Source organism: Pseudomonas piscis (assembly GCF_009380155.1).
Classification (GTDB): domain Bacteria; phylum Pseudomonadota; class Gammaproteobacteria; order Pseudomonadales; family Pseudomonadaceae; genus Aquipseudomonas; species Aquipseudomonas piscis.
The window spans coordinates 179,095-196,682 of the sequence record NZ_WHUV01000007.1 but is presented as its reverse complement, the minus strand read 5'-3'; the positions used below and the strand labels follow the sequence as shown (position 1 = coordinate 196,682).

Annotated in this window: 17 protein-coding genes; 16 read left to right on the top strand and 1 reads right to left on the bottom strand. The window is 59.1% G+C overall.

Annotated elements, in window-relative coordinates:
- Positions 1–23: 23 nt before the first annotated feature.
- The 15 genes from GDH07_RS29810 (at position 24) to GDH07_RS29740 (ending at position 15,508) form a co-directional block, all read left to right on the top strand.
- Complete coding sequence (locus GDH07_RS29810) at positions 24–1,175, top strand: N-acetyl sugar amidotransferase (protein ID WP_152899650.1); 1,152 nt, start codon at positions 24–26, stop codon at positions 1,173–1,175.
- Positions 1,172–1,816 carry an imidazole glycerol phosphate synthase subunit HisH gene (hisH, locus tag GDH07_RS29805; protein WP_152899649.1) on the top strand — a complete coding sequence of 215 codons (645 nt, stop codon included), beginning with the start codon at positions 1,172–1,174 and terminating at the stop codon, positions 1,814–1,816. The genes GDH07_RS29810 and hisH overlap by 4 nt, the downstream gene beginning before the upstream one ends.
- Positions 1,810–2,598, top strand: coding sequence for a glycosyl amidation-associated protein WbuZ (gene wbuZ / locus GDH07_RS29800; protein ID WP_152899648.1), 789 nt, complete (start codon positions 1,810–1,812; stop codon positions 2,596–2,598). The genes hisH and wbuZ overlap by 7 nt, the downstream gene beginning before the upstream one ends.
- Positions 2,595–3,716 (top strand): UDP-2,4-diacetamido-2,4,6-trideoxy-beta-L-altropyranose hydrolase, encoded by a 1,122-nt coding sequence (gene pseG, locus GDH07_RS29795; protein ID WP_152899647.1) that lies wholly within the window; start codon positions 2,595–2,597, stop codon positions 3,714–3,716. Before wbuZ ends, pseG begins: the two co-directional genes overlap by 4 nt.
- Complete coding sequence (pseH, locus tag GDH07_RS29790) at positions 3,716–4,237, top strand: UDP-4-amino-4,6-dideoxy-N-acetyl-beta-L-altrosamine N-acetyltransferase (RefSeq protein WP_246196052.1); 522 nt, start codon at positions 3,716–3,718, stop codon at positions 4,235–4,237. Before pseG ends, pseH begins: the two co-directional genes overlap by 1 nt.
- Before the next feature lie 14 nt (positions 4,238–4,251).
- Positions 4,252–5,310, top strand: coding sequence for a pseudaminic acid synthase (gene pseI, locus GDH07_RS29785; protein WP_152899646.1), 1,059 nt, complete (start codon positions 4,252–4,254; stop codon positions 5,308–5,310).
- 6 nt (positions 5,311–5,316) lie between these two features.
- Positions 5,317–6,834, top strand: coding sequence for a hypothetical protein (locus GDH07_RS29780; protein WP_152899645.1), 1,518 nt, complete (start codon positions 5,317–5,319; stop codon positions 6,832–6,834).
- 19 nt (positions 6,835–6,853) lie between these two features.
- The gene (locus GDH07_RS29775; protein ID WP_152899644.1) at positions 6,854–7,591 is read left to right on the top strand and encodes a class I SAM-dependent methyltransferase; all 738 of its coding nucleotides are present in this window, start codon (positions 6,854–6,856) and stop codon (positions 7,589–7,591) included.
- A 255-nt stretch (positions 7,592–7,846) separates the two neighbouring features.
- Positions 7,847–8,692, top strand: a complete 846-nt coding sequence (locus tag GDH07_RS29770) for a GNAT family N-acetyltransferase (RefSeq protein ID WP_218584752.1) — start codon at positions 7,847–7,849, stop codon at positions 8,690–8,692.
- Positions 8,693–8,694: 2 nt separating this feature from the next.
- Complete coding sequence (locus GDH07_RS29765; RefSeq protein WP_152899642.1) at positions 8,695–10,077, top strand: polysaccharide deacetylase family protein; 1,383 nt, start codon at positions 8,695–8,697, stop codon at positions 10,075–10,077.
- 59 nt (positions 10,078–10,136) lie between these two features.
- Positions 10,137–11,051 carry a glycosyltransferase family 2 protein gene (locus tag GDH07_RS29760; RefSeq protein WP_152899641.1) on the top strand — a complete coding sequence of 305 codons (915 nt, stop codon included), beginning with the start codon at positions 10,137–10,139 and terminating at the stop codon, positions 11,049–11,051.
- A gap of 95 nt (positions 11,052–11,146) precedes the next feature.
- Entirely contained in the window at positions 11,147–11,890 is a 744-nt protein-coding gene (locus GDH07_RS29755) for a glycosyltransferase (protein ID WP_152899640.1), read from the top strand.
- A 45-nt stretch (positions 11,891–11,935) separates the two neighbouring features.
- Positions 11,936–12,949, top strand: a complete 1,014-nt coding sequence (gene galE, locus GDH07_RS29750) for a UDP-glucose 4-epimerase GalE (protein WP_152899639.1) — start codon at positions 11,936–11,938, stop codon at positions 12,947–12,949.
- Between the two features lie 7 nt (positions 12,950–12,956).
- A complete protein-coding gene (locus GDH07_RS29745; protein WP_152899638.1) occupies positions 12,957–14,123 on the top strand; it encodes a glycosyltransferase family 4 protein in 1,167 nt (388 codons plus the stop codon).
- A 128-nt stretch (positions 14,124–14,251) separates the two neighbouring features.
- Positions 14,252–15,508 carry a TIGR03862 family flavoprotein gene (locus GDH07_RS29740; protein ID WP_053134947.1) on the top strand — a complete coding sequence of 419 codons (1,257 nt, stop codon included), beginning with the start codon at positions 14,252–14,254 and terminating at the stop codon, positions 15,506–15,508.
- A 33-nt stretch (positions 15,509–15,541) separates the two neighbouring features.
- Here GDH07_RS29740 and rhlE1 read toward each other — a convergent pair whose 3' ends face one another.
- Positions 15,542–16,876, bottom strand: coding sequence for an RNA helicase RhlE1 (gene rhlE1, locus GDH07_RS29735; protein ID WP_152899637.1), 1,335 nt, complete (start codon positions 16,874–16,876; stop codon positions 15,542–15,544).
- A gap of 196 nt (positions 16,877–17,072) precedes the next feature.
- Between rhlE1 and GDH07_RS29730 the strand changes: the two genes are divergently transcribed.
- Entirely contained in the window at positions 17,073–17,531 is a 459-nt protein-coding gene (locus GDH07_RS29730) for a hypothetical protein (protein WP_022641154.1), read from the top strand.
- Positions 17,532–17,588: the final 57 nt, after the last annotated feature.

Here is a 17,588-nt window from a genome sequence, read left to right as displayed (position 1 = left end):
GTTTTTCGAGAGGATTTAAAAGAATGCTGACTTATTGCAAGCGCTGCGTAATGCCCGACACCAAACCTGATCTCTATATTGACGATGAGGGTATCTGCAGTGCCTGCCGCAGCTACGAACAACGGAACGAAGTCGACTGGGACCAGCGCAAGCAGGAACTGCTGGTGATCCTCGACAAGTACAAGAACAAGACCGGCGACAACTGGGATTGCATCGTTCCTGTCAGTGGCGGGAAGGACAGCACCTACCAAGTAATACGCATGTTGCAACTGGGCCTGAACCCGCTCTGCGTAACCTCGACGACCTGCGACCTCTCGGATATCGGCCGTAAGAACATCGAAAACCTCAAGCACCTCGGCGTCGACTACGTCGAGATGTCACCGAACCCGAAGGTTCGCGCCAAGCTGAACCGGATCGGCCTGACTCAGGTGGGCGACATCGCCTGGCCCGAGCACGTCGGGATCTTCACTATCCCGGTTCGCGCAGCCGTGCAGTTCAACATTCCGCTCATCGTATGGGGCGAGAACTCGCAAAACGAATACGGCGGCCCAGCCGCAGCGGCCAGCAACAACGTCCTCAACCGGCGCTGGCTGGAAGAATTCGGTGGCCTGCTGGGCATGCGGGTATCCGACCTGATCGGCACCGATGGCATCGAAGCCAAGCACCTGATCTCGTACACCTACCCAAGCGACGAAGAGTTGGCGCGCGTAGGGGTCACCGGCCTGTTCCTCGGCCACTACATCCCCTGGGATGGCCTGTCCAACGCCCTCATCGCCCAAGCGCATGGTTTCCATTCCTATGAGAAGGTGGCCGAAGGCTCCATGGTCAACTACGAGAACCTGGACAACCACCAGCATGGCATCCACGACTACTTCAAGTTCCTAAAGTTCGGCTTCAGCCGTGCGACCGACCACGCCTGCCTGCATATCCGTCGTGGCCGGCTGACCCGCCTGGATGGCCTGGACATCGTGACCAACCTCGATGGCAAGTTCCCATGGGAATACCTGGGCAAGAGCCTGGAAGAAATTCTGCGCCCACTGGATATGACCGTCGACGAGTTCATCGCGCTGTGTGACAAGTTCACCAACAAGAAGATCTTTAAACGCGACGCCAAGGGTGTGTTGATTAAAGATCGGGATGGCAACCTCACCAAGGTCAACTACGACAACGTATGAAGATCGGAATTATTGATTATGGAGTCGGCAACCTGGGATCGGTGATGCGCGCAATCGAAGCACTGCGCGTAACCCCGGTCCTGGTGGATCGCCCCATGGACATGCACAACGTCGATCGACTGCTGCTACCCGGAGTCGGCAACTTTGCCGACTGCGCCCAGCTACTGCACGAAGGCGGCTGGGTCGATGCCTTGCACGAAGAGATCCAGCATCGTGGCAAACACCTGCTAGGCGTGTGCGTCGGCATGCAGCTTCTGGCCACCAGCAGCATGGAAGGAGCCCAGGGCGAGGGTGAGGGCGACACTCCCGGGCTCAACCTGATCCCGGGCAAGGTCGAGCACCTGAGTACCCTGGGCTGTACCCTGCGGGTGCCGCACAGCGGCTGGAACAATGTTTCGGCCTGTGCTCCAGAGCGCGAGCTGTTCGAAGGTATCCCCGACGGCACGGATTTCTACTTCGTGCACAGCTACGCCTTCACTCCTGCGGACCCTGCCGATGTCCTGGCGGTCACCGACTATGGCGTACCGGTCGTTGCCGCCGTTCGACGCGGCCGCGTCTGGGGCACGCAATTTCATCCAGAAAAAAGCTCCAGGGCCGGGTTTCGGTTGCTGCGAAACTTTGTAGAGGCTCCAGAATGCTGAAGGTTCGCGTGATTCCCACCTTGTTGTGGAAACAATTGGGCCTGGTGAAAGGCATTGGCTTCGACAGCTGGCGCCGGGTCGGCTCGGTCATGCCCGCCATCAAGGTCTACAACCAGCGGGAAGTCGACGAACTCGTGCTGGTGGATATCGTGGCCCACAAGTCGGATGAAGAACTGGACTTCGAATCCGTCGACGACTTTGGCCAGGAATGCTTCGTGCCCCTGACCGTTGGCGGCGGCATCACCCATATCGGCCAAGTGCAGCGCCTGCTGCGGGCAGGCGCGGACAAGGTCTGCATCAATACCGCGGCCTACGGCAACCCGGAACTGCTGACCGAAATCGCCAAGCGCCATGGCGCGCAATCCGTGGTGGCGAGCATCGACGTACGCCATGAAGCCGACGGTAACGACTGGCAGTGCTTCAGCCATGCCGGCAAACAAGCCACCGGTCGCAAGGTCATCGAATGGGCCCGGGAGGTCGAGGCCAGGGGGGCGGGCGAAATCCTGATCACCTCCATCGATCGTGATGGCACCCAGCAGGGCTACGACCTGGCGCTCATCGAGAACGTGGTCAAGGCGGTCAATATCCCGGTAATCGCTTCAGGCGGCGCGGGCAACTACCAGCACATGGTGGAGGCCGTGATCCAGGCCGGGGCCTCGGCAGTCGCGGCTGCGAGCATGTTCCATTTCACCGAGCAGACTCCAGCCGGAGCGAAGAACGCCCTGGCCGCGGCCGGTGTGCCGATCCGCAAGCCATACCTCGACTCGGCTGGCTCTAGATGATCGAGCGCGTTGCGTTTCGTGCCGATGCCTCGGTGCAAATCGGCATCGGCCATGTAATGCGCTGCCTCACCCTGGCCGATGCCTTGGCCCAGCGGGGCGTCGAGTGCCACTTCATCTGTCGTGGCGCCCCCCGTGGCCTGCTGGCGCAGATCGTGGCCAAGGGGCATCGAGTGCACGAGCTTCCCGCCGCTGCACCTGTCGAACCCGCGTCGTCCCCGATGGCGGATGAGACAGACGGCCCCCAACTCGCCCACCAGCAATGGCTCGGTGTTACTCAGAACCAGGACGCCAGTGAGTCGGCGGCGGTGTTGCGCGAGCTGCAACCTGATTGGCTGATCGTCGACCACTACGCCCTCGATAGTCGTTGGGAGGCTGCCGTCAGGCCACTGTGCGGCAAGCTGATGGCGATTGACGACCTGGCCGATCGGGCGCACTGCAGCGACCTGCTCCTGGACCAGAACCTGGGTCGCCAGGCCGCGGACTACCAGGCTCGGGTCCTGCCCCATTGTCAGGTACTCGCCGGCTCGAGCTACTCACTGCTGCGCCCCGAATTCGCCGAATTGCGCCAATACAGCCTGGAACGCCGGGCAACGCCGCAACTCCGGCAGCTGCTGATCAGCATGGGCGGCATCGACAAGGACAATGTCACCGGCCAGGTGCTGAAGGCACTAGGTAACTGCCAGTTGCCGGACGACTGCCGCATCTGGGTGGTGATGGGGGGCGCCGCCCCATGGCTCGACAGCGTGCGACAACAATGTGTGCGGATGCAGGTAGCCACCGAAGTGCTGGTGGATATCCGCGACATGGCACAGCGGATGGCCGACAGCGACCTGGCCATCGGCGCCGCCGGCGGAACCTCCTGGGAACGCTGCTGCATGGGGCTTCCCACCCTGACCGTGGTCATTGCCGAGAACCAGTGGCCTGGCGCCCATGCACTGGCTGAAACCGGCGCTGGAGAATTGCTCGGCACCCCGCAGGATATCGCTGAACGCCTGCCGGCCCTGCTGACCAGCCTGCAGCAAGGACCCCGGCTGGCGCAGATGATCGCGGCAGCCACCGGAGTGACCGATGGCTCCGGTGCCCATTACGTCGTGGAAAAACTGGAGCAACTCGCCTGATGACCGGCCAATCCGATCGCCCATGGCTGATACGACGCATGATCGAAGACGATATCGATCAGGTGCTCGCCTGGCGCAACCACCAGGACATCCGTCGCTACATGCACACCCAGCATGAAATCACCCGCACCGAGCATGCGCGCTGGTTCGAACAGGCCAATGCCGACCCCAGGCGCTCCCTGCTGATCTTCGAAAGCGAGGGTGTCGCGCTCGGCTATGTCAACTTCCACCAATCGGCACAAGGCCGCATCGCCGACTGGGGCTTCTATGCTGCGCCACAAGCCCCCAAGGGCACAGGCCGGCTCATGGGGCATGCAGCCCTGCAGCATGGCTTTACCGAGTTGAACCTGCACAAGGTCTGCGGCCAGGTGCTGGCCTACAATGAGCGCTCATTGAAGATGCATCGCAACCTTGGCTTTCAACAGGAAGGCATCCTGCGCGAGCAACATTTCGACGGCCAGAGTTATCACGACACCGTCTGTTTCGGCCTTCTTGCCGCTCAATGGCCATCAAATACTTGAGAGACACCGACGCTATGTCAAACACCTACAGCATCAACATCGCCGGCCGTCGTATCGCCCAGGACGCCCCTCCCTACATCATCGCCGAGCTCTCCGCGAACCATAACGGAAGGCTGGAAACCGCGTTGAAGATCATCGAAGAGGCGAAAAAAGCCGGGGCCGATGCCATCAAGCTGCAAACCTACACTGCCGACACCATCACCCTGAACTGCGACTCCGAGGAGTTCCAGATCCATGGCGGCCTGTGGGATGGAAAATCACTGTACCAGCTGTACCAGGAAGCCCACATGCCCTGGGCCTGGCATGCGCCGCTGTTCCAGCATGCGGAAAAACTCGGGATCACCATCTTCAGTTCGCCGTTCGACAATACTGCGGTGGACATGCTGGAGGACCTCAACGCCCCGGCCTACAAGATCGCCTCTTTCGAAGCCGTGGACCTGCCGTTGATCAAGTACGTCGCCAGCACCGGAAAACCCATGATCATCTCCACCGGCATGGCCGATGCCGAGGAAATCCAGGAAGCGATCGATACCGCCAAGGCCAACGGCTGCAAGGAACTGGCGATCCTGCATTGCGTGAGCGGCTACCCTGCCCCGGCCAGCGACTACAACTTGCGCACCATTCCAGAGATGATCCAGCGCTTTGGCCTGGTGACCGGCCTGTCCGACCACACCCTGGACAACACCACCGCCATTGCCAGCGTTGCCCTGGGCGCCTCGATCATCGAAAAACATTTCACCCTGGACAGGAGCGGCGGCGGTCCTGACGACAGCTTCTCCCTGGAACCTGCCGAGCTGGCGGAACTGTGCCGCAACAGCAAGACCGCCTGGTCCGCCCTGGGCAAAGTCGACTATGCCCGCAAGTCCAGCGAACAAGGCAATGCGAAATTCCGCCGCTCCCTGTACTTCGTCAAGGATCTGAAAGCTGGGGAACTGATCACGCCCGACGCCATTCGCAGCGTGCGTCCGAGCTACGGACTGCCCCCCAAGTGCTATGACCAGGTCGTCGGCAAACGTGCCAGCCGGGACATCGCCGCCAACACAGCTGTCAGTTTCGAAGCGGTCGCGGAGTAACGGCTGGTGGGCGATCGTGAAGGTAGTTCTGCACCTGTTATCAGAGAAAAAGGCTTTCTTGATACCTTGTGCATGCTTGAAAAAAAATATGACGTTTCATCACTGCGCTACAAGGGCACGCAATACTGGCCTTTGCTACGAATGATGCTCGGTTTTGAGAACGACCCACTGGTTCCACCCACCAAAGGCAAGGCTGGAGCAAAAGATCGATTCAAGAAATATCTGAATGCGATCAGCTCTTTTTTTGAAAACTTCATTGACCCGAAGAACAATCAAAGCCGAAGCAAGCATTGCGATGTCTATTACCTGACACACTCGACTTGTCGCGGAGTCAAAGTAAAAGATCGGCACTTCGATACATTCTTCGCGCCTCTGAGACACTGGTGCGAAAAGGCAGGCAAGAACCTGGCTTTTTATGCCGAAGAACTAGCACTCGATGCCGAGTACCGCCACCCTCGCTCGGAAAAGACCGCCTACATACAGAAACACCTGACACTTATTTCTTTCATGAGTGGATTCAAATACAAATCCACAATTCTAAAAGATACAGATCTAGCAATTATCGAAAGCTTGAAAAACGAGCTCAATCTATTGGGCTTCGATACTAATTCGATTAACTTGCAAGCAATCAAGAAATCCCTTACGCAGCTAGAACTTCATAAAAATCGATTTTCCAGGATCCTGGAATCAAAGCAGCCAAAGATTGTAATGGTCGTGACATATTACAATATTTTTGGCTTCTCCCTCATGGCGGCCGCCAATGCACTGGGCATCAAGACCCTTGATCTTCAGCACGGAGTCCAAGGGGCAGGACATTTTGCCTACGGAAACTGGGGATGCGTACCTGAGGGTGGATGGGACATATTGCCCAAGCTTTTCTGGAATTGGACAGCAGAGGATGTCGCCAACATAAACTCATGGGGTGGAGAGTTTCACTCGGGCATCTTGGGCGGTCGTATCTTTAGCCAGTACTTGAATGAAGTGGATGTCGAGTTCCCGACATATCATGCGCTGACCCAAAACTTAAAGCGTTCTGAATGTACTCAAGTGGTCCTTGTCACGCTGCAACCCATTGAGTGCGAAGACTTCATTAATTCATTACGTGATGCAATGCGCAGCCCTGACTTCGAGTCAGTATTCTGGCTGTTCCGCCTACATCCAGCAATGATGGAGAAAAAAGACTTCTACTCGAATTTACTCAAGACTACGAATAGTGACTTAGCCTTATGCTCGGGCCTACCACTCGACTATGTTTTGAAACTAAGCAACTTGCATATCACCCTTAACTCTTCGGTCACGATCGAGGCTGCACTTGAGGGCGTTCCTACGCTGCTTGAAAATAACTGCAGCTATTATATGGAGTGGCAAAACCTTGGAATCGCAAAACGCATAAAAGAAGGCCAGTCCTGGGCTGATGCGATTTCAGAGCAATTGAGCCATGAGGGTTGCTTTTCAAAGTCCGAAAACAAGCACTCTGCAGAAAGCGCCATCCTCAAACTAACTCCAAGCACAAATCAAAACTAAACTTTAGCGGATAATTATTATGAGCAACCCCAAGGACTATTGGCAAGACAAGACCAATAGCGGACATCGTTTCTCCAGCACTGAGTACTTCAAGAAGAAAGCTCTTGAGTGTACGCACGTACTCGAGGAGTTTGGGGCCGAGGGAAAAATTATCGACTTGGGTTGCGGTGCTGGTGAGCTACTACAACACCTTACTCCAATAGCGAACATCTCAAAGGGTGTTGACTACTCCGCCTCCATGATTGAGTCCGCCAAGAAGCTCCTGGATGGTATCGATATAGAACTGGAGGTAGCTAACGTCTTTGAAATCCTGCCCCAATCCGACTTTCCGACTTGGACTACGACAGGAGCCCTGAACCAATATTTGAATCCTTCAGAGATCACCAGGGTTATTGAAATTTTTGCTAAAAACGAGAAAGCCAGCGGGTTTTATCTATTCGATTGCGTCGACCCTATTCGTTACCTGACCTTAAACATGGGTTCCTACTATTCAACACAGTTAGAACCTGCTCCGAGCGGGCCAGGTGCTAAAGCCAGGTCGTTCATAAGAGGCATGCTACCTTGCGCCAGACTGGCGGCTTTCAAGCTGAGTGGTAACAAGTGGATCAAATGGAAAGACCAGGGCATGGGAATTGCCTATACACCGTACTTCTGGTTTGAAACATGCAAGAAATTCAATCTCAAAGTAAGTTTCATCAGCTCTAAGTACTACGAATACAGGTACCACGTAATCATCCGCAAATCATCCGACAACTGACCGACAAAGCCTCCAACATAGGCAAGCAGTTAATCGGCCTAGTACATTGGAGCATATCGTATAGAGGCAAGTATATTTTAGGTCAGCTAAATACAATATACTTGCCGCCACCGAAATAAACTGATGGTTTTCTGTATGCAGCAAAACAAAACACTCTACAGGGACGCTTGCATAGCAGAAAAATCAATCCCTATCTTCAGCCAGGCCTGGTGGCTCGACGCTACAGCCGGTGCAGAAAACTGGGACGTCGCCATCGTGGAAAAGGGCGGCAAGGTCATGGCCGCCCTGCCCTACGTGATCAAGAAACATCGCGGTTCCACCTTGCTGGGCCAGCCCTCCCTCACGCAGTTCCTGGGTCCATGGCTGCGCGAAAGCAACGCGAAGTACGCCAAGGCGCTCGGGCAGCAGAAAGACCTGATGGAATCCCTGATCGACCAGTTGCCCAGGTTCCACCAATACGCCCAGAACTGGCATTACAGCCAGCAGAACTGGCTGCCGTTCTTCTGGCGCGGCTTCAAGCAGACCACTCGCTATACCTACGTCCTCCCGGAACTGGGTAACGAAGACGTACTCTGGCAAGAGGTCCAGGCCAATATTCGAACCGATGTGCGCAAAGCCAGCGAACGCTTCCAGGTCCGGGTCCGCGACGACCTGGACATCGCCGACTTCCTGGCGCTCAACCGCCTCGTATTTACCCGCCAGGGCATGCCGCTGCCCTACTCGGAGAGCTTCGTCGAGCGACTCGACAAGGCCTGCGTCGAACATGGCGCACGCAAGATATTCATCGCCGAGGACGAGCAGGGCCGTAGGCATGCCGGGGTCTACCTGATCTGGGACGCCAATAGCGCCTATTACCTGATGGGTGGCGGAGACCCTGAGTTGCGTAACAGCGGCGCCACCAGCCTGTGCATGTGGGAGGCCATCAAGTTCGCCTCCACGGTCACCAGGCGATTCGATTTCGAAGGCTCGATGCTCGAACCTGTCGAACGCTTCTTCAGGGCCTTCGGGGCAGTGCAAACGCCCTACTTCGCAGTTTCGAAAACCCCCTCCAGGATGATCAGGGCGGTGCAATTCATCAAAGAACTCAGGGCAGGACAATGACTATGCAGAAGGCTTGGCCGAACCCATCGATTCTCAGCTGGCTGCAGCAGGTCCTGGCGGAACGCTATGGCCATGCATTTTCCATCGGTCTCCTGGATGCCGGCATCCTGTGCCTGAGCCATGAGGACAACCCCGCCCGCGTGCTACTGGCAACGGACTCCAGTAGCTTCAACCGGGCCGACTCGGACCTGCCATGCACCAGCTGGAACGCGGCCCGGGAAGGTTGGACCCCGGCCCTGGGACGCGCCCTACCCGCGCCCGGAGCCAGCGACTTGCCCTCGCCGCTGATCGAGCCAAGCGATGGCGGCTACCACATCCACTACGACATCCTCGGCCTGACGTACTGGATGCTGTCGCGCCTGGAAGAAACCAACCGCGAAAACCTGGACAACCACCAGCGTTTCGCCGCCACCTCCTCCCACGCCTTCAAGCACGGTTACCTGGAGCGCCCCGTGGTGGACGAATGGCTCGGCATTCTCGGCCAGGTCATCCAAAAGACCTGGCCGGAACTGGTGCTCAAGCGCCAGCAGCCGTCGATGAAGGTGTCCCATGACGTCGACATGCCGAGCTACTACGGATTCCGTTCGCCCACGGGCATCGCTCGCGGGATGCTGGCCGACGTCCTCAAGCGCGGGAATATCAAGGGAGCCCTGGTAGCCCCATGGGTGCGCCTCAATAGCGGCACGTCGCTGCATCCGGCCGACCCGGCAAACACCTTCCACTGGCTCATGGACATTTCGGAGCAACACGGGCTGGTCAGCGCCTTCTACTTCATCTGCGGCCGCACGGATCCGGCCAAGGATGCCGACTACGAACCCGAACATCCAGCCATTCGCCAGTTGTTGCGGGATATCCATGCACGAGGCCACGAGATCGGCCTGCACCCCAGCTACAACACCTACCAGTCCCCTGGAGACATCCTGGCCGAGGCACAGCGGTTGAAAAAGACCTGCGCGCAGGAAAATATCCATCAGACGACCTGGGGCGGGCGAATGCACTACCTGCGCTGGGAGCATCCCACTACAATGCGCGCCTGGAACGACGCGGGGCTAGGCTACGACAGCACCCTGGGCTATGCCGACTATGTAGGGTTTCGCTGTGGGACCTGCTATGAGTACCCGGCCTACGACCCTCTCGAGGGTCGGCAACTGGACTTGCGTATTCGTCCATTGGTCGCCATGGAGTCCACGGTGACGGCCCAGCATTACATGGGGCTGGGGGTTGGTCAGGCGGCGTTGCAGAAGTTCTGCGACCTGAAGGATATCTGCCAGGCTGTGGGCGGTTGCTTCACCCTGTTGTGGCACAACTCACAGTTCGATAGCCAGGCCGAGCGGGAACTGTACAAGGCCGTGGTGAGCCACAAGCAACCGGCAGCAACTTGTTAAAACAACTATCAGCTCGAACCTGATTGACTTCGAAGTACACCGTTAGATTGAGGACTCACATGCACCTTGTTTCATATCTGATCCCCTTGTACAACAAGGAGGACTATATAGTCGAAGCAGTTGAGTCGGTGTTGAAAGAGGCCAGCGAAGAGCTCGATGTTGAAGTCTGCATAGTTGATGATGGCTCGACCGACTCTTCCCTTTCCCTGGTGCGCAGCCAGTTTTCTGCCAACCCGAAGGTCAAGATACATGCCTTTCCCAAGAACCAGGGAAAGAACGCAGCCTTCAACTCTGCCTTTGAAATGGCCCAAGGAGAGTTCATCTGCTTGTTGGGCGCCGATGACTATCTGGTGCAAGGCAGAACGCAAAAGCTCCTGGATAAGGCCAAGACCACTGGCAACTCGGTCTACGGTGGCCTGTACCGCTACGACCACGATGCCGCCAAGACCATTGGCCAAGTGCTGCCCGCCCAACCGAGCTATCTGAAGAACCTGCTGGGCAGCAGCCTTTCCGGTGGCTGCGCCCTGCTCTGGAGGAAAGATGCCCAACGCGTGTTTCCCCTGCCCGAGAAGCTGAAGTTCGAGGACTGGTGGATCTCGTTCTTCCTGCTCCAGGCCGACCGGGTTTGCGTGCTCGCCGAACCGGTCCTGTTCTACAGGCTCCACGGTGGCAACGACTGTGGAGCCGTTGTCCACGATCAAGAGTCCGTAGCCCGTGATTACGCCAGGCACTACGACTTCTTCGCGGCCATACGCCCGTTCATCACGGGCTTCTGGCCCAATCTCTACTTCAAGAAATCCATTGCCTTGCGCGAAGCCTTCTTCGGCCGGGGGAAGTTGAAGTACTTCTTCTATTTCCCCATCGACATCACGTGGGCGAAGACCGCGGCATTCATGATTTTCGGAACCTCGTTCGTCTATCGCACCAAAGACTGGCTAGGTCGCTTGCGCAACAATACCCGGCAGCGTCCCTAGTCGCCTCTTTGACCGGCACGCCAATGGGCCAGCCCTCGACAGGCAGCTCCCGGCATTAATGGACTTTCGTTATTTCAAGGTACGGCGGTAAGCCAATGATTAGTGTTGTTATGGGCGTCAGCAGGTTCGATGATTTCGTCCCCCTGGCCATCGATAGCGTTCTGGCTCAGACATTTGCTGATTTCGAACTGATCGTCGTCGCCAATGGCGCCGCATGTGACGAAACCGAAACCCGCCTCAATGAGCTCTATGCTCAGGAACCTCGCTTGCGGGTCGTCAAGAGCAAGATTCCCCAGTTGGCGAACGCGCTGAACCTCGGCCTCGATGCCGCCAGGTACGACTATGTCGCCAGGATGGATGCCGATGACGTCTGCTGGCCAGATCGCCTGGCAAAGCAATTGGCCTACCTGCAGGCCAACCAGCTCGACTTCGTCGGTTGCGACCTGCGACTCATCGACCCTGAAGGAACTGTGTTGGGCACCCGCATCTACCCCAAGGGCGCCAATATCGACAAATTGCTCAGGTACAAGAACTGTTTTGCCCACAACACCATCATTTACCGCAAGGATCTGATCATCAGGGCCGGTGGATACAACGCCGGCTTCAACTCCGAGGACTATGACCTGTGGCTTAGGCTCAAGCGTCTTGGCATCAAGTGGGCGAACATGGATGAAATACTGCTCGACTACCGAATTCACAGCGGTGCATCGCAAAGAAAGCTGCTCGGTTACGCTGAAGCCACTGGCTTGGCAGCCAGAGAGTTCGTATTGAATAAAAGCATCAAGAACCTGATGGCCGTTTTCTATCACTTCCTAAAGTCCATCATCAGGTCCAGATAATCTGGAATGACAGACTCGGCACACATTTAGAACGAGATCAGTAACATGCGATTCTTGATAACTGGCGGCGCAGGCTATATCGGCTCACACACGGTATTGGAGTTGCTTCAGGCTGGTCACGAAGCAGTAATACTGGACAACTTGTGCAACAGCTCGATGTTGTCGGTAGAACGTGTCCAGCAACTAACCGCAAAAACGCCGGTGTTCATCCAGGGCGACGTTTGCGACCGGTCCCTTCTCGATCATGTCTTCGCCACCCATCAAATCGATGCGGTCCTGCATTTCGCCGGGCTGAAGGCCGTGGGTGAGAGTGTCCGGCAACCCCTGGCTTACTACCAGACCAACGTCGGCGGTAGCGTTACCCTGTGCCAGGCGATGGCCGCGGCAGGCGTGTTCCGCCTGGTCTTCAGCTCATCGGCCACTGTGTATGGCGACCCGCAACAGGTGCCTCTGCTGGAGACCTGCCCCACGGGGACCCCGACCAACCCCTACGGCACTTCCAAGCTGATGGTCGAGAAGATCCTGCAAGACATGGCCGCCGCCGATCCGCGCTGGTCGGTGGCCCTGCTGCGCTATTTCAACCCGGTCGGAGCTCATCACAGCGGGCAACTGGGCGAAGACCCCAACGGGGTCCCGGAAAACCTGCTGCCCTATATCAGCCGCGTCGCGGTGGGCAAGCTGGAAAAACTCTCCATCTATGGCCATGACTATCCCACCCCGGATGGAACCGGCGTGCGCGACTACATCCATGTCGTCGATCTCGCCAAGGGACACCTGGCGGCCGTCGACTACGTCTGCGCCCATAGCGGAATCGATGTCTGGAACCTGGGAACAGGTGTCGGCTACTCGGTGCTGGAAATGCTCCAGGCATTCGAGAAGGCTTCCGGACGCACCATACCCTACGTGCTCTCCCCCCGCCGGCAAGGAGATATCGCACAGTGCTGGTCGGACTCCTCCAAGGCCCAACGGGAACTAGGCTGGAAGGCGGAGCTCGGGCTCCGGGAAATGATGGAAGACACATGGCGTTGGCAGTCGAACAATCCAGATGGCTACAGGTAATTACACAATGAAGATTGCGCTGGTCGGCACTAGTGCCTCATGTGTCTATGGCTTTCGTGCCGACCTGATCAAGGCCCTGGTCGCGGCTGGCCATGAAGTCCATGCCTTGGCACTGGACTACGACGCAAGTAGCCGCCAGAAGGTCCAGGCGCTCGGTGCCATTACCGTTGACTATGACTTCAGCCGCGCCGGCCTGAACCCGTTTTCGGATGTATCCAACACCTTCAAACTGGCCAGGATCCTGAAGAAGATCGGCCCGGACCTGGTCTTTTCGTACTTTTCCAAGCCGGTGATCTTCGGCACTTTCGCCGCCGTCTTGGCAGGCGTGAAGCGACGGATCGGCATGCTCGAAGGGCTGGGGTACGTATTCACCGACACTCCTGGGGGAACCGGCTTCAAGCTGAGAATCCTGCGCCAGGTGCAGGCGTTGCTTTATCGCCTGTCCTTTCCGTTCCTGGAGAGGATCATTTTCCTCAACCCCGATGATCCGGTGGACCTGGTCGACAAATACCGGATCCATGTGAAGCAGGTCGATGTACTGGGAGCCATCGGCCTCAATCTCCGGGACTACCCCTATTCGCCATCTCCCGCCGGAGCGGCCCTGTCGTTCCTGTTCATCGGACGCCTGCTCGCCGAGAAAGGCGTGAACGAATACGTCGCCGCCGCGCGCCTGGTGAAAAGCCGCTATCCCGAAACCCGTTTCGTCATGCTGGGCGGCCTGGACGAGGAAAACCCAGGAGGACTCACTGCCACGACTCTCAAGCAACTGGTGGAGGATGGCCTGGTGGTACATCCGGGGCACGTGTCCAATGTCGTGGACTGGATCACCGAGTCCGATGTGTTCGTCTTGCCCTCCTACTATCGCGAAGGAGTGCCCAGGAGCACCCAGGAAGCCATGGCGGTGGGCAGGACCGTCATCACTACCGATGTCCCCGGCTGCCGTGAAACCGTAGTCGACGGAGTCAACGGTTTCCTGGTACCACGCTGGTCGGCACAAGTGCTGGCGGAAAAGATGCTGTTCCTGATCGAACACCCCGAATACCTGGAGAAAATGGGCCGGGAAAGCTATCGCATGGCCCAGGAGAAGTTCGATGCCCAGGAAATCAACCAGCGACTGCTAGGCCTGCTGGATATACCGGTCCATGGCCTGACGCCGGATCCGGCTTCCGGCTGAGACCGGCCGGAGACCCGCAGCCACAGGATCCATCGCGTGGCGGCGGGTGTCCGGCCAGCTTCATCAGCGGGCAGCCCGGCCATGGCTCGGGTAGAATGCGCGGCTCATTCCACCAGCACCGCCCCGCCATGACTCGATCCCCTTCCTCCTTGTCCCACCACGTTGCCATCATCGGTGGCGGCCCGGCCGGCCTGATGGCTGCCGAGGTCCTGAGCCAGGCGGGAGTCCGGGTCGATCTGTATGACGGCATGCCCTCGGTCGGACGCAAGTTCCTCCTGGCGGGCGTGGGCGGCATGAACATCACCCATTCCGAAGCCTATCCGGCCTTTCTCTCGCGCTATGCCGAACGAGCGCCGCAAATCGCCCCCTGGCTGCGCGACTTCGATGCCCAGGCCCTGTGCCAGTGGATTCACGAGCTGGGGATCGAGACCTTCGTCGGCAGCTCCGGCCGGGTGTTTCCTAGCGACATGAAGGCCGCGCCCTTGCTGCGCGCCTGGCTCAAGCGCCTGCGCGAGGCCGGGGTGGTTATCCACACCCGGCATCGCTGGCTCGGCTGGAATGCCGACGGCAGCCTGCGTATCCAGCATCCCGAGGGTGAAAGCGCGGTACGCCCCGACGCGGTGCTACTGGCGCTGGGCGGCGGCAGTTGGGCACGCCTGGGCTCCGATGGCGCCTGGATGGCGTTGCTTGCGCAACGCGGGGTCGAGGTAGCGCCGCTGCAGCCGAGCAACTGCGGTTTCGAGGTCAGTACCTGGAGCGAGTTGCTGCAGAGCAAGTTCGCCGGGGCGCCATTGAAGAATGTCGCTATCGGCTTGAACGACGACACGCCACGGCTGGGGGAATGCGTGATCACCGCCAAGGGTATCGAGGGCAGCCTGATCTATGCCCTTTCGGCCTCGATCCGTGAAGCGATCAACCTGCACGGCCAAGGCACCATTCATATCGACCTGCTGCCGGGCAAGCCCCGGGACAAGGTCCAGGCGGCCCTGGCCAAGCCTCGTGGTTCGCGCTCGATGGCCAAGCACTTGCATAGCCAGTTGGGGATCGATGGCGTCAAGGCCGCCTTGCTGCGGGAGCTGACACCGGCCGCGACCTTCAATGATCCGGCCAGCCTCGCGGCGGCGATCAAGGCCCTCCCGCTGGCGCTGGTGAAGCCCCGCCCCCTGGACGAAGCCATCAGCAGTGCCGGCGGCGTACGTTTCGAAGCACTGGATGAACGCTTGATGATCCGGCAGGAGCCTGGGCTGTTCTGCGCCGGAGAAATGCTCGACTGGGAGGCCCCCACCGGCGGCTACCTGTTGACCGCCTGCTTCGCCAGCGGACGCCGGGCCGGGCACGGCATCCTCCAATGGCTAGCCGAGCCCCGCAGGCCCCTGGCCAAATAGCTGGGACCTGCCGCCGGCAACTGACCGCGGTGCTTACGGCTTGCGCTTGCGCGGGCCGGTGTTGAAGGCCGGCACCTTGCGCACCGGCTTCACCGCAGGCTCGGCGGCTACTTCGCCGCTATCGACCCAACGCCCCAGGTTGCGTTTGCCGGCGCCACCGGCAGCCTTGGGCTTCTTCGGCTTTTTAGGCTTCTTCACCACCTGGCCACTGGCGTCGGTCTCGGGCACCCGGTGCTCGGGCTCGAAGTCTGGTTCCTCATGGCGCTTGAGGGTCTGGCGGGTAAGCATTTCGATCGCCGACAGCAGGTTCACTTCATCGGCGCAAACCAGGGAAATCGCTTCACCGGTGGAACCGGCACGCCCGGTGCGGCCGATGCGGTGGACGTAGTCCTCGGCGACGATTGGCAGGTCGAAGTTGACCACCAACGGCAGATCCTCGATGTCCAGGCCGCGGGCCGCCACATCGGTCGCCACCAGGATCTGGATCTCGCCCAGCTTGAACCGGTCCAGAGCACGCTGGCGCGTGGCTTGGGGCTTGTCGCCGTGGATGCCGTCGGCATTCACGCCCTGGCCCTGGAGTTTCTCCACCAGGGCATCCACGCCGTTACGGGTCTTGGCGAACACCAGCACCTGCTTCCAGCGGTTCTTGCGCAGCAGGTGGCTGAACAGTTCCGGCTTGCGCTTCTTGTCCACCGGTACCACCCATTGCTTGACCGTGCTGGCGGCGACGTTGCGCGGGCTGACCTCGATGCTCAGCGGGTCATTGAGCATCTGCCCGGCCAACAGGCGGATGGCATCGGAGAACGTCGCGGAGAACAGCAAGGTCTGGCGCTTTTTCGGCAGGGCTGCGTAGATGCTCTTGAGCTCTTCGGAAAACCCCAGGTCGAGCATGCGGTCGGCCTCATCCAGCACCAGGGTCTGCAACTGACCGAACTTCACCGCGTTCTGCCGGAACAGGTCCAGCAGGCGGCCAGGTGTCGCCACCAGCAGGTCGACACCCTTGCGCAGCTTCATCATCTGCGGGTTGATGCTGACTCCGCCATACACCGCGTAGGTGCGTAGCGGCAGGTGTTCGGCGTACTGGCGCACGCTGTCGTGGACCTGCTCGGCCAGCTCGCGGGTTGGCACCAGGATCAGCGCCCGCACCGAATTGCTGTCGACCTTCGGACCTTCCAGGGTCAGCAATTGCAACAGCGGCAGGGCGAAACCGGCGGTCTTGCCGGTGCCGGTCTGGGCTGCGGCCATCAGGTCGCAACCGGCCAGCACCGCCGGAACCGCCTGGGCCTGCACCGGGGTCGGGGTCTGGTAGCCAAGGGGTTCAAGGGCGCGCAGCAAGGGTTCGATCAGGCCGAGAGTGGCGAATGTCATGGGGATACCGTAGGAAAGAGTCAGCACAGGAATGCAATGGGCGGCAGTTTACCCTAATTCACGGCCCCACTTACGGACCATGCCCGCCGGCCCGGGAGCGTGTATGCTCGCCCCCCAGCCGGCCCAAAAAGAATGCCCCGCGCCCTGCGCACTGGACATCTTCTCGGCCCTCCCCCCTCAAGGAGTCTCACCTCGCATGGACCAAGAAAATCCGTTCCAGGCCCCCGCCGCCGAACTGCGGATCGCCCCGACCGTCGATCAGAACCTGCGCCTCTACAGTGTCGCAGCCATCGGCCTGAGCACCTTCCTCGGCACCGCCATCGCGGGAGCCTATTTCATCAGCCGGAACCTCAAGGCACTGGGGCGCGAGGCTGAGGTGAGGAAAGCCTGGACCATGGGCATCGGTGTCTTCCTGGCCATGACCCTGGCAGGCTTTTTCCTTCCGGATAACGTTCCCGCCGTGGTCTTCATCCTGCCGCAGATCTACGGGATGAACGCCTACGCGCGCCAACTGTTCGGCCCCCAGGTGGTGGACCACAAGGCCAACGGCGGCAACTTCGTCTCGTTATGGCCAGTGGCGGGAATCAGCCTGTTGTTTTGCCTGGCCCTGGCGGCGGTGGTCTTCGCGATAGCGCTGCTTATCGGCCTCGAGTGATTCCTTCGCGCTGAAACCACAACGCCGGGTACCCGGCGTCCTTTGTACATGGAGTCC